At 67.5% G+C, this 12,401-nt stretch carries 14 protein-coding genes and 1 pseudogene; 2 read left to right on the forward strand and 13 right to left on the reverse strand.

Annotated elements, in window-relative coordinates; all coding sequences use genetic code 11:
* Nucleotides 1-25: 25 nt before the first annotated feature.
* The 9 genes and pseudogenes from AO501_RS21285 to AO501_RS21320 form a co-directional block, all read right to left on the reverse strand.
* Nucleotides 26-256 (reverse strand): 4Fe-4S dicluster domain-containing protein, encoded by a 231-nt coding sequence (locus AO501_RS21285; protein ID WP_055579575.1) that lies wholly within the window; start codon nt 254-256, stop codon nt 26-28.
* A complete protein-coding gene (locus AO501_RS21290; RefSeq protein ID WP_055579576.1) occupies nt 253-990 on the reverse strand; it encodes a GntR family transcriptional regulator in 738 nt (245 codons plus the stop codon). Before AO501_RS21290 ends, AO501_RS21285 begins: the two co-directional genes overlap by 4 nt.
* A gap of 247 nt (nt 991-1,237) precedes the next feature.
* Nucleotides 1,238-4,069, reverse strand: coding sequence for an aminotransferase class I/II-fold pyridoxal phosphate-dependent enzyme (locus AO501_RS21295; protein WP_055579577.1), 2,832 nt, complete (start codon nt 4,067-4,069; stop codon nt 1,238-1,240).
* Nucleotides 4,066-4,533, reverse strand: coding sequence for a DUF6636 domain-containing protein (locus tag AO501_RS21300; protein ID WP_055579578.1), 468 nt, complete (start codon nt 4,531-4,533; stop codon nt 4,066-4,068). Before AO501_RS21300 ends, AO501_RS21295 begins: the two co-directional genes overlap by 4 nt.
* Nucleotides 4,534-4,647: 114 nt before the next feature.
* On the reverse strand, nt 4,648-5,052 hold the full coding sequence (locus AO501_RS21305) for a hypothetical protein (protein ID WP_055579579.1): 405 nt from the start codon (nt 5,050-5,052) through the stop codon (nt 4,648-4,650).
* Nucleotides 5,049-5,564 carry a transcription antitermination factor NusB gene (gene nusB, locus AO501_RS21310; protein ID WP_055579580.1) on the reverse strand — a complete coding sequence of 172 codons (516 nt, stop codon included), beginning with the start codon at nt 5,562-5,564 and terminating at the stop codon, nt 5,049-5,051. Before nusB ends, AO501_RS21305 begins: the two co-directional genes overlap by 4 nt.
* A 2-nt stretch (nt 5,565-5,566) precedes the next feature.
* Nucleotides 5,567-6,130 carry an elongation factor P gene (gene efp, locus AO501_RS21315; RefSeq protein WP_055579581.1) on the reverse strand — a complete coding sequence of 188 codons (564 nt, stop codon included), beginning with the start codon at nt 6,128-6,130 and terminating at the stop codon, nt 5,567-5,569.
* Nucleotides 6,131-6,144: 14 nt separating this feature from the next.
* Nucleotides 6,145-6,368, reverse strand: a pseudogene (locus AO501_RS39580) (M24 family metallopeptidase); the annotation flags it as partial.
* A gap of 186 nt (nt 6,369-6,554) precedes the next feature.
* Nucleotides 6,555-7,667, reverse strand: a complete 1,113-nt coding sequence (locus AO501_RS21320) for a M24 family metallopeptidase (RefSeq protein WP_055579582.1) — start codon at nt 7,665-7,667, stop codon at nt 6,555-6,557.
* 33 nt (nt 7,668-7,700) lie between these two features.
* Here AO501_RS21320 and AO501_RS21325 point away from each other — a divergent pair, with 33 nt between their 5' ends.
* A complete protein-coding gene (locus tag AO501_RS21325) occupies nt 7,701-8,456 on the forward strand; it encodes a B-4DMT family transporter (RefSeq protein WP_055579583.1) in 756 nt (251 codons plus the stop codon).
* Here AO501_RS21325 and aroQ read toward each other — a convergent pair whose 3' ends face one another.
* The 4 genes from aroQ to aroC are packed head-to-tail and all read right to left on the reverse strand — an operon-like array spanning nt 8,457 to nt 11,699.
* Entirely contained in the window at nt 8,457-8,882 is a 426-nt protein-coding gene (gene aroQ, locus AO501_RS21330) for a type II 3-dehydroquinate dehydratase (protein WP_055579584.1), read from the reverse strand. It abuts the gene before it with no gap.
* The gene (gene aroB, locus AO501_RS21335; RefSeq protein WP_055579585.1) at nt 8,879-9,964 is read right to left on the reverse strand and encodes a 3-dehydroquinate synthase; all 1,086 of its coding nucleotides are present in this window, start codon (nt 9,962-9,964) and stop codon (nt 8,879-8,881) included. The genes aroQ and aroB overlap by 4 nt, the downstream gene beginning before the upstream one ends.
* Complete coding sequence (locus tag AO501_RS21340) at nt 9,961-10,485, reverse strand: shikimate kinase (protein WP_055579586.1); 525 nt, start codon at nt 10,483-10,485, stop codon at nt 9,961-9,963. The genes aroB and AO501_RS21340 overlap by 4 nt, the downstream gene beginning before the upstream one ends.
* Before the next feature lie 5 nt (nt 10,486-10,490).
* Complete coding sequence (gene aroC, locus AO501_RS21345) at nt 10,491-11,699, reverse strand: chorismate synthase (protein ID WP_055579587.1); 1,209 nt, start codon at nt 11,697-11,699, stop codon at nt 10,491-10,493.
* Nucleotides 11,700-11,911: 212 nt separating this feature from the next.
* Between aroC and AO501_RS21350 the strand changes: the two genes are divergently transcribed.
* A partial coding sequence (locus tag AO501_RS21350; protein WP_156452711.1) for a PE family protein occupies nt 11,912-12,401 on the forward strand: 490 nt, incomplete at its 3' end.

The following is a 12,401-nucleotide window of genomic DNA, read 5'->3' on the forward strand; positions in this document are numbered from 1 at the left end:
GGTCTTTTCACGGCTGGTCCTGAGGTCAGCGCAGCAGATAGGGCATGTTCACGGTGACTGCGCCGGTCGGGCAGCGCGCCGCGCAGGGTCCGCAGTACCAGCATTCGTCGACATGCATGAACGCCTTGCCCGTGTCGGGGTTGATCGCCAGCGCGTCCAGCGGGCACACCTCCACGCACAGAGTGCAGCCGTCGATACACAGCGACTCGTCTACCGTGACCGGCACGTCGGCCCGGATGTTGTTGACCAGCGTCACGGTTTGCTCCTAATGAGACTGCCGCGCATGGTGATTCGATCACCGCGCATGCGGATGTATTCCAGGTCGACGGGCCTGCCGTCGTCGAGGCTGGTGAGCCGCTCCAGCATCAACAGCGGTGCACCGTCAGGCATTTGCAGCGTGGCCGCCGAGTGCGCGTCGGCGGGAATGGCCTCCAGCGCCAACGACGCAGAGCCCAGCTTCTGTCCGCTCACCCGCTCGATGAGCGCGAACAGGTCGTTGTCTTCCAGCGGGTGCCCCAGGATCTGGGTGCCGATGTCGGGGACGAGATAGGTCAAGTCGAGGCTGAGCGGCAGGTTACCGAGATACCGCAGCCGCTCGATGAACACCGCGTGTTCACCTGCCCTCAGCCGGAGCCGGCGGGCGACCGAGGGGGGCGCGGCCACCAGCATCCCCGCCCGTATCTCGTTGCGTACTTCGCCCTGGTTCTTGAAGGTTTCCTTGAGCCCCGCCAGGGTGTTGAGGCCGTGCTCGTACTTGCGCTGCGCCACGTGGGTGCCGACCCTGGGTCCGCGGTCGATCAGCCCCTCGTTCTTCAGCACCGCGAGCGCCTCCCGAATGGTGTTGCGCGACACCAGGAATTCCGCGGCCAACACGTTCTCCGCGGGCAAGCCGTCGGCGTAGGCACCGGCGTGGATCTGCTGACGCAACACGTCGGCGGTGCGGCGCGCCCGGTCGGCCCGGGCTCCCTGGATCGGCACTGCTTCGGCCACGCCGTCACGCTAATGCAGGTCAGGGGGCTGCCGAGGGACCGCGATGACGGGTGCCGAGCGCGCGAGACCATTGCGCCAGGCCGGGTCCGGTGGCGACCAGCCCAAACCTCGGCGTCACCGGACCATTACGCCACCACAGTCGAGCGTCCGGCCTTTCGATCCTGGTGAGCCGAACCTGATGCGCCGAGACTGTCAGGAGGGCCCTCACCAGCCAGCACAATTACCGCCTCGGTCAACGCGCCGAACGTCAGTTCACCTGGACCGAGTGCTCGCTGGCCAACATCGGCGCTTCGGGCGCCCGGGCCGGTTCCGACGACCCGTTGCCGGACACCTTGGCGGCTTGGGTGACCGCGGCACGGGCGGCCTCCATCCGACTCAGCGCCTCCTGGGTGAACACCGACAGGCCCAGCTCGTGGTTGTAGCCGTGGATCTCCTTGACGTCGAGCTGAGCCAGGAAGTACACGATCTCCTTGGACACCACCTGCCCTGGCACCAGCACCGGGAAGCCCGGCGGATAGGGCACCACGAATGTGGTGGAAACCAACGTCTTTCCCTCGGCAATACGTCGCCCCGCGGTGCCGATCAGCACGTACTCGCGGTCCTTCTCCTCATACCCGGCGTAGAAGGCCGAGCGGGTGTCGCCGTACACGCTGCCTTCGTCGGGCCGGAACGCCACGTCGAACTGGCTGAAGTCGGGCAGGTGCGGCAGGTCCTCGGTGATCTCCTCGACCCGGCGCTCGTGCAGTTTCCAGTCAGCGGCACTGGCTGCGGCCTGGGTGCGATCGAAGTCCGTTGCCACCCGGCGCAGCACGTCGAGCAGATGGTGAACGCTCGACCAGGTGACGCCGATGGTGAAGATGAGCAGCACACTGTTGATCGAGGTCTTGTTGATCTGAATGCCGAAGCGGTCCATCAGGATCTTTTCGCGGAAGTCGTACCCGTTCATCCCGGTCTTGCCGAGGAACAGCGTCACCCGCGTCGGGTCGAGGACGAACTGATCCGACCGCCAGGCCTCGTTCCACTCGTCGAGTGCGCCCTGCCTGACTTCACGGTAGGAGCTGACGTGCGATGCCCGGTACTCCTCGGGCACCAGGTCGGCCTCGTCGAGGATGCGGAACCACTTGCTGATCAGGCGGTCCTTGCGAACCCGGTGCCGGAATACCAGCGCCATGTCGTAGGTTTGCCGCACCAGTTGGAAGCCCTCGATGTCGACCTGCCGGCGCGCCAGGTCCAGCGACGCCAGCAGTTGCTGGTTCGGCGACGTGGAGGTGTGCGTCAGGAACGCCTCGCCGAACGCGTCGCGGGCCAGGGCGTTGAAGTCCTGATCGCGCACATGGATCATCGAGGCCTGCCGGAACGCGGACAGCGACTTGTGGGTGGAGTGGGTCGCGTACACCCGCACCCGGGCCTTGGCGGGGTCGGGCAGCAGCCGGCGGTCCACCCACTCCTCGCGCGGCACCCCTTCCATCGAGGCTTTCCAATTGCGGTATTCCTCAGCGTATTCCGGTGACGCGAGCATCTGCTCGAGCCGCTCGGCCGACACCATCGCGGTGCGCTGCCGGGCCCACGGCACGGCGGTCGCGAACGCATACCAGGCCTCGTCCCAAAGGAAGACGATGTCGGGTTTGATCGCCAACACCTCTTCCATCACCCGCCGGGGGTTGTACACGACACCGTCGAAGATGCAGTTGGTGAGCAGCAGCATGCGCACCTTGTCCAGGTGCCCGGCCGCCTCGAGATCCAGCAGCGCCTTCTTGATGGTGCTCAGCGGCACCGCCCCGTAAATGGCGAACTGCGGCAGCGCGTAGGACTCCAGGTAGCGGGGGTACGCCCCGGCCAGCACCAGGCCGTAGTGGTGGGATTTGTGGCAGTTGCGGTCGATGAGCACGATGTCACCCGGGCGGGTCAACGACTGCACGACGATCTTGTTGGCGGTGGAGGTTCCGTTGGTGACGAAGTAGGTGTGGTTGGCGTTCCAGGTGACCGCGGCCTTGTCCATCGCCTTCTTGATGTTGCCGTGCGGATCCAGCAACGAATCCAAACCGCCTGAAGTGGTGGATGTTTCGGCCATGAAGATGTTGCGGCCGTAAAACTCGCCCATGTCCTGCAAGGACTTCGAGTTGAAGATGCTGGCGCCGCGGGCGACGGGAAGCGCGTGGAACTGGCCCACCGGCGCCGCCGCGTAGGCGCGAAGAGCGTCGAAAAATGGTGTGGAGAAACGATTCCGGAGCCCCGCGATCACGGTGCTGTGCAGATCGGTGACGTCGTTGAGCCGGTAGAAGGTGCGGTCGTAGACGTCGGGTTCGTCGTCGCCGCCGGCCGCGATCGACTCGTCGGTGAGCAGGTAGAGATCGATGTGGGGCCGCAGTTCGCGAATCCACTCGCCGCACTCGATCCAGTCGTGCGACCGATCGGACACCCCGGTGTCTTCATTGCAGCCGAGCAGGGTGTTCATCAGCGGCACCCGGTCCCGCGAACGCAGCGGCAGGTCGTGGCGGACGATGGCGGCCTGGATCTCCCCGTTCAACGCGACCGCTGTGATCGCGTCCTCCACACTGGGGGCCAGCAGGATCTCGAATTGGATGTCTTCCGCGGCGTTACGCAGTTGGCGCAGCGCGTCGGCCAGGCAGTCCGGTGCCGTGCACGGCGCGTCATCGGCCAGCAGCACGGTGTAGAACTGCTGCTGCTTGGCCTGCGCCACCAGTTCCTGGTCGGCCAGGGGTGCCGAAAGATCGAATAATGCTGTGCGGTCGCCGTATTCGGAGAGCAGTCGCACAGCCAGCGACACCTCTTCGGCGAGGCGCACCGTGGACAGGCTTTCCAGGTGCGCCCGGAAGGTGGCCAGGTTCGCGGCGCCGGGATATAGCCAGTACCGCTCGTAGGCGCCGATCCGGTCCATCAACCGCTTCACCTTCGCCAGATCGTGGGTCTTGTCCAGACCGGCCAGGTCGACCTCGGCCAGGTGGCGGCAGGCGTCGTCTAGCAGGTTCCAGGTGTCGACGCGCGTGTACGACGGATTGGCCACCGCCGCAAGGGCGGAGACGCGAAGCCGTCGCTTGGGGGCACTGTCTCGATTCATGTCGTCACCTGTTCTTGAGCGTCAGTGCAGCTCGTAGGTATCGCGGGAAAGTTGGAACCGGAAAATCGGAAGTAGTGGCCCGTACCGCTGTCGGTACAGGTGATACCGGATTGCTCGCTTTCGCAGGTTACCGAGTTGCGGGAGCGGGACTGGCCGTACTGCAGAACCGGGTAGCCGGTCCCCCGGACGGTATCGCTGTGGCAGGTCAGCCTGGGCGCACTCCCCTGACGCATGCTGATCCGATCCCCGAAGGCCCCCATGCACGGAGTCGGGCGCGCCGGCGCCGCCCAGGTGTGGTCGCTGATCTCGCAGTCGACCAGTGTCGAACCGTCCAACAATCCCATCGCACAGGCGATGTTGCCCGACGGTGTCTGGAAGAAGTCGAAGCCGTCGGCGTGCGCGGTGGCCGGGGTCAGAACCGCCAGCGCCGTCCCGGCGCAGGCCAGCACGCCCGGGCCCTTCATTGACTTCACCGTCGACCGCTTTCCGTTGGTAACCAACGGCCATTGTGTCGCGCCCGCGCGCAAAGCGCGATCATTTCGATCCGGAATTTTGACGGCCCTGGTTCAGCGGGGTGATCAGCCGTCCAACTCGTCGTCGCTGTCGATGATCTGTCGATTGCCTTTGCTCAGCGGGTTTTCCATCCACTTGAACAACGGAAGCTGCGGCAGTTCGAAGCGGCGACCGGGCAGATCGGTGACGTCGCCGAGTGAACGCACCACACCCTGGGTCAGACCCATGATGGCCGCCATCACCGGCAGCAGCGGCTGCAGCGGCTTGGCAGCGGTACGCACGGTACTGATGCGGCGGGCCAGGATCAGGCGCTCGACCGTGTGGTAGACCGCGGCACCCACGCCCAGGCCGAAGATCGCCAGCACCGAGGCGAGGATGGTCCAGTCGAATGCGGCACTGATGACCGCTCCCACGACGACCGTGACCGCCGCCAGGACCGCCAGGACGACACGCAGTTCCAGCCGGGTCACGAGGCACCTCCTTGCACGGCTCGGGCGGCCGCGCGGATCTGTGGCGTCACCAGCATGACCTGGCCCAGCACGCCGTTGATGAAGCCCGGCGAATCGTCGGTGGAAAGTTCCTTGGCCAGTTCCACGGCCTCGTCGACGGCGACCGGCTCCGGCACGTCGTCGGCGTACAGCAGCTCCCATACCGCGACCCGCAGAATCGCGCGATCCACCGCGGGCAGGCGGTCCAGGTTCCAGGACTGCAGATGCGAGGTGATCAGCTCGTCGACGTGGGCCGCGTGCTCGGCGACACCGCGCGCCACCACTGCCGCGTACGGAAGCAGCGGGCTCACGTCCGGGTTGGACTGCGCCAGCGCCGTGCGCATCTCGACCATCTCGACTTGGCTCAGGCCGCGAGCCTCCGCCTCGAACAGCAGTTCCACCGCGCCTTTGCGGGCCAGGTGCCGACCCTTGAACGGGCGCGTGGGGCGGGATGGCCGGGACGGCCGCTCATTGCTCGCTTTGTCATCCGGCATGTTCAGGTGTTGACCCGCCCCAGGTAGCTGCCGTCGCGGGTGTCCACCTTGAGCTTGTCGCCGGTGTTGATGAACAACGGCACCTGAATCTCCGCGCCGGTCTCCACAGTGGCCGGCTTGGTGCCCGCGCTGGACCGGTCGCCCTGCAGGCCGGGCTCGGTGTGGGAGACCACCAGTTCGACGGACACCGGCAACTCGAGGTACAGCGGCGCGCCGTTGTGGAACGCCACCTGCACCGGAAGCCCCTCCAGCAGAAACCGGGCGGCGTCGCCGACGAGTGACTCCGGCAGCGGGTGCTGCTCGTAGTCCTCGCTGTCCATGAAGACGAAGTCCGAGCCGTCGCGGTAGAGGTAGGTGGCGTCGCGCCGGTCGACGGTAGCGGTGTCGACCTTGACTCCTGCGTTGTAGGTCTTGTCGACGACCTTGCCGGAGAGCACGTTCTTCAGCTTGGTCCGCACGAAGGCGGGGCCTTTGCCGGGTTTGACGTGCTGGAACTCGGTGATGGTCCACAGCTGGCCGTCTATGACCAGGACAAGTCCGTTCTTGAAGTCAGCAGTGCTCGCCACGTCCTTTAAATCTCCTACACAATGGCCAGTTCCTTCGGGAACCGGGTCAACAATTCCGGTCCGGCGCTGAGCGAGGCGGCTGGTGTCTCCGAGACCACCACCACTGTGTCCTCGACGCGGACACCGTCGCGGCCGGGTAATAGATGCCGGGCTCCAGCGTCACTACGGAGCCCGCAAGTAGTGTACCGGCGGATGCCGCCCCGGTGCCCAACGCTTCGTTATCTGCGCACGCTACCCCGAGTTTCGACAACCCGAATACGGGGTGACGGCGGTACCGGATCGAGCGGCTGCCCGGGCACCCATGGCACTCCGGGCGCGCCGGGGCAGCCGGCACCCAACCCGTCCGGCTCGGCGGGCGGCGACGTCGGCCTCGCCGGGGCAGGCGGCGCCGGCGGAACAAGTTCGCCCTAGCGGCCTGCGATCGTTAGCTCAGGATGGCCAGTTCCTTCGGGAACCGCGTCAACAGTTCCGGAGCGTGTTCGGGGTGGTGCGCGATGGCGCTCGGCACCACCAAAGTGTCCTCGATGCGGACCCCGCCACGGCCGGGTAGGTAGACGCCCGGCTCCACGGTCACCACCGAGCCCGCAAGCAGCTTCCCGGACGATGTCGCTCCGATGCCCGGCGCTTCGTGTATCTGCAGGCCGACTCCGTGTCCCAGGCCGTGACCGAAGTGATCGCCGTAGCCCGCGTCAGCGATCAGCTGGCGTGCGGCGCCATCGACGTCGCGCAGCTCAACGCCCGGGTGCAGCGCCTTCCGGCCCGCTCGCTGCGCCTCGGCGACCAGCTCGTAGATCTCCAGCTGCCAATCGGCGGCGTTGCCCAGCACGAAGGTGCGGGTCATGTCGGAGTGATAGCCCGCGACCAGCGCACCGAAGTCGATCTTGACGAAATCGCCCGACGCCAGCACCGCGTCGGTGGGCCGGTGGTGCGGGATGGCCGAATTCGGGCCGGCGGCCACGATCGTCTCGAACGAGATCGCATCGGCGCCGTGGTCGAGCATCAGGCCTTCCAGTTCGCGACTGACCTCACGCTCGGTACGGCCCGGCCGCAGACCGCCCCGTTCCACCAGGTCGGTCAGCGCGGCGTCGGCCGCCTCACAGGCCAGCCGCAACAAGGCCAGCTCACCCGCGTCTTTGATCTCTCGCAGGGTCTCCACCGTCCCCGACGCGCGCACCAGTTCGGTGGTGCGGCCGTCGAGTTCACCGGCCAGCGCGTCCAGGCCGTCGACAGTGACCACGTGGCTCTCGTACCCGAGCTTTCCGACGCCGTCCTGGCCGGCCCGGCCAGCCAGATAACGTCCCACGGCCCGCTCGATGGCCACCTCCAGATCAGGTGACTGCTGCGCCGCCTGGGTGCGGTAGCGGCCGTCGGTGGCCAGTACCGCCTCGCGGTCGTCAGCAAACACCAGCAACGCGCCGTTGGACCCGCTGAAACCGGATAGATAGCGGACATTTATCAAGTCGGTGACCAGCATCGCGTCTAGTCCGGCGGCACTGATTTTGGTTTTCAGGTTGTGTCGGCGCTGGGAATGTGTCACGACCCTTGACCGTACTCGCTACGCTGTTTGCCCATGAACAAGTGGATGCTGCGTGGATTGGTCTTTGCCGCCGGGATGGTCGTTCTTCGCCTGTTTCAAGGGGCGCTGATCAACGCGTGGCAGACCCAGTCGGCGCTGATCAGCGTGGTGCTTCTGACGATCTTCGTCATCTGTGCGGCCGTGTGGGGTTATTTCGACGGCCGCGCCGACGCCAAGGCCAACCCGGACCCGGACCGGCGCGAGGACCTGGCCATGGTCTGGTTGCTGGGCGGTTTGGTGGCCGGAGTGGTCAGCGGGCTGGTGGCCTGGATTATCGCCATCTTCTACAAGGGCATCTACACCGGCGGTTTGATCAACGAGCTAACAACCTTCGCGGCGTTCACGGCGCTGATCGTGTTCCTGTTCGCGATCGTCGGCGTGGCCATCGGGCGGTGGCGCATCGACCGCAACGCTCCCCCGGTCGAGAAGCCCGACCATGACCCGAACCGCGATCGCAGCGCCGACACCGACGTGTTCTCCGCGGTGCGCGGGGACGACAGCCCGACCGGCGAGATCCGGACGTCCGGCGGCCAGACCGAGGAGCGGACGTCGTCGGTGGCCACCGTCGAGCGCGAACGCGAAGCACCCACCGAGACGATCCGCACCGGCGACCACGGCGACGACGCCAAGACTGAGGTCATCCGCACCGGCAACCACGGTCACGAGGACAAGACCGAGGTGATCCGCACCGGCGACAACAGTGACGCCAAGACCGAGGTCATCAACCTCGACAAGCCGGACAAGAAGTAGCTACCCGGCCGCCAGGTAGCGCAGGGCCAGCAGGTAGCCCTGGACCCCCAGACCCACGATCACCCCGGTCGCGACCGGACTGAGGTAGGAGTGGTGCCGAAACTCCTCGCGCGCATGCACATTCGAGATGTGCACCTCGATCAGCGGTGCGCTCAACTCCGCGCAGGCGTCGCGCAGGGCCACCGAGGTGTGGGTCAGACCGCCGGCGTTGAGGATCACCGGCTCGCTCGCATCGGCGGCCCGGTGGATCCAGTCCAGTAGCTCGGCCTCGCTGTCACTCTGCCGCACAACGACTTTCAGGCCAAGTTGGGCGGCTTCGGCTTCGATCAGGGCGACCAGGTCGTCGTGGGTGGTGCTTCCGTAGACGGCGGGCTCGCGCTTACCGAGCCGGCCCAGGTTGGGTCCATTGATCACGTTGATCGTCATGGCGTGCACACTCCCGCGTAGGCCGTCACCAGCAGACCCGGGTCGGGCCCCACCAGCCGGCCGGGTTTGGCCAGTCCGTCCAGAACCACGAACCGCAACACACCGGCACGGGTTTTCTTGTCACCGGCCATGTACTCCAGTAGCTGCGGCAGCGCGTCGGGGTCATAGCTGACCGGCAGGCCCAGCGACGTCAGAATGTCGCGGTGACGGGCGGCGGTCGCGTCGTCGAGGCGGCCGGTGAGCCGCGCGAGCTCGGCCGCGAACACCAGCCCCACCGACACCGCGGCCCCGTGGCGCCACTGGTATCGCTCGCGGCGTTCGATCGCGTGGGCCAATGTGTGGCCGTAGTTCAGGATTTCGCGGAGCTCGGATTCCTTCTCGTCGGCCGCGACGACCTCGGCCTTGACGGCGATCGCCCGCCGGACGAGTTCGGGCAGCACCTCGCCTTCGGGGTCCAGCGCCGCCTGCGGGTCGGCCTCGATAAGGTCGAGGATCACCGGGTCGGCAATGAACCCGGCCTTGACCACTTCGGCCATGCCGGCGACGATCTCGTTGTGCGGCAACGTCTTCAGCGTCGAGAGATCGACCAGGACGGCCAGCGGCTGATGAAACGCGCCGACCAGGTTCTTGCCCGCTTCGGTGTTGATGCCGGTCTTGCCGCCGACGGCCGCATCGACCATGCCGAGCAGCGTGGTGGGCACGTGCACGATCGACACCCCGCGCAGCCAGGTGGCCGCGGCGAAACCGGCGACATCGGTGGCGGCCCCGCCGCCCAGACTGACCAGGGCATCCTTACGCCCGATCCCGATGCGCCCCAACACTTCCCAGATGAAGCCGACGACCGGCAACTCCTTACCCGCTTCGGCGTCCGGTATTTCGACGCGGTGTGCGTCAACCCCGTTGTCCGCCAAGCGTGTTCGTATCTTTTCGGCGGTGTGCGCAAGCACCGGTTGATGCAGGATGGCCACCTTGTGCCGGCCGGCCAGTTGCTCGAGCAGCTCGTCGAGCAGCCCGGTGCCGATCACCACGGGGTACGGCGGGTCGACGGCCACCTCGACGGTGACCGGTGCGTTGTCTGTCATTTGGTGGCCTCTACCTGGGTTTGCAGTCGCGACACGATGTAGCGGACCACCGCGCCGGGGTTACGGCGGTTGGTGTCCACCCGGATCGTCGCGACCCGGCGGTACAGCGGAATACGTTTGGACATCAGCTCACGGAACTTCTCGGCGCGGTCGGGCCCGGCCAACAGCGGCCGCACCGTGTTACCGCCGGTGCGCCGCACGCCTTCGGCGGCGCTGATCTCGAGGTAGACGACGGTGTGACCGGCCAGCGCCGCACACACCCCCGGACTGGTGACCGCGCCGCCGCCCAGCGACAGCACGCCGTCGTGCTCCTCGAGCGCCGCACGGATCACCTCCTCCTCGATGCGGCGGAACTCCTGCTCGCCGTCGGTGGCGAAGATGTCGGCGATGGTGCGCCCGGTCCGCTGCTCGATGGCGGCGTCGGTGTCGAGCAGGCCGACTCCGAGCGCCTTGGCCAGCCGACGCCCGATGGTGGATTTGCCGGAACCCGGCAGGCCTACGAGTACCGCCCTGGGAGCCATGTCGGCTAGCCTCCGGCGGCGCGGGCGGCCGGCGCCTCCCGCTCGGCGACCGTGCGCTGGTAGGACTCGATGTTGCGGCGTGTTTCGGCCAGCGAGTCACCGCCGAACTTCTCCAGCGCCGCGCGGGCCAGCACCAGCGCCACCATGGTCTCGACGACCACCCCGGCCGCGGGCACCGCGCAGACGTCCGAGCGCTGGTGGATGGCGACGGCCTCATCACCGGTGGCCATATCGACGGTGGCCAGTGCCCGCGGCACGGTGGAGATCGGCTTCATCGCGGCGCGCACCCGCAGCGGCTGGCCGTTGGTCATACCGCCTTCGAGCCCACCGGCCCGGTTGGTGGAGCGGACCACCCCGTCGGGCCCCGGGTACATCTCGTCGTGGGCCCGGCTGCCACGACGGCGGGCGGTTTCGAAACCGTCACCGATCTCGACGCCCTTGATCGCCTGGATGCCCATCACCGCGGCCGCCAGCTGGCTGTCCAGCCGGTTGTCGCCGCTGGTGAATGAGCCCAGACCGACCGGCAGGCCCGATGCCACCACCTCGACCACGCCACCGAGGGTGTCGCCGTCCTTCTTGGCCGCCTCGATCTCGGCGATCATGGACCTCTCAGCGTCCTCGTCGTACGCGCGGACCGGGCTGGCGTCGATCGCGGCCAGGTCTTCGGGTCGCGGCGGCGGGCCGGCGTACGGCTCTGACGCGCCGATGGAGATGACGTGCGAGAGCACCTCGACGCCCAGCGCCTGGCGCAGGAACGCCCGGGCCACGGTGCCCGCGGCGACGCGGGCCGCGGTCTCGCGGGCACTGGCGCGCTCCAGCACCGGACGGGCGTCGTCGAAGCCGTACTTGAGCATGCCCGCGTAGTCGGCGTGTCCCGGCCGCGGGCGAGTCAGTGGCTCGTTGCGGGCGCTGTCTGCGAGCTGGGACGGGTCGACGGGGTCGGGGGCCATCACGGTCTCCCACTTCGGCCACTCCGTGTTACCGATCTCGATCGCGATGGGCCCGCCCAGCGTGACACCGTGCCGCACGCCGGACAGCATGGTCACCGCGTCGCGCTCGAACTTCATCCGGGCGCCGCGGCCATAGCCCAGACGCCGGCGGGCCAGCTCGTCGGCGATTTCGGTGGACGTCACCTCGACGCCGGCGACCATGCCCTCGACCATGGCCACCAGCGCGCGGCCATGGGATTCCCCAGCAGTGATCCAGCGCAACACCCGAACATCTTCCCACGTGTGCGGCCGTGCCCCGATTCGCACCCGTGACCAGGCGATTGCCGGTGCGTCGGCGGTGCGCGTATCGCCACGGCCGAGGGACTCACCCGCAGGATTGCGCCTCTAGCTGGCGATTTCACATTTATCCCACTGTTGCTCAGTCCGCGAAGGCCACCCTGACGACGAGGTCAGGCATCGGCGCGGCGGGAGATTTCATGTCATTTGCAGTGGTGGCCCCGACGTCATTGGCGGCAGCGGCCGGCGATCTGAGCGGCATCGGCCGGGCGATCGGCGCGGCGAACTCGGCAGCGGTCGCGCGGACCACCAGCCTGGCCGCCGCCGCCCAGGACGAAGTGTCGACGGCCATCGCGTCGTTGTTCACCGGCTACGCCCGGGAATATCAGCAGCTCAGCGCCCGGGCGGACGCGTTTCGGGCCCAGTTCGCGCAAGCGCTTAGCGACGCCGCCGGGGCGTACGCCACGTCCGAGGCATTCAACGCCTGGTCGGTGGACTCTCTGCTCGGAGCGGTCAACGCCCCGGCTGCGGCGGTGACGGGACGCCCGCTGATCGGTAACGGTGCTGACGGGAAGGCGCCGGGTCAGGCCGGCAGCCCGGGCGGACTGTGGTTCGGCAACGGCGGCAACGGCGGCCGGGGTGGCAACGGCAGCGCCGGAACAGCCGGAGCGAACGGCGCGTTCAACGACG

The sequence above is a fragment of the Mycobacterium gordonae genome, assembly GCF_001417955.2.
GTDB classification, from domain to species: Bacteria; Actinomycetota; Actinomycetes; order Mycobacteriales; family Mycobacteriaceae; genus Mycobacterium; species Mycobacterium gordonae_B.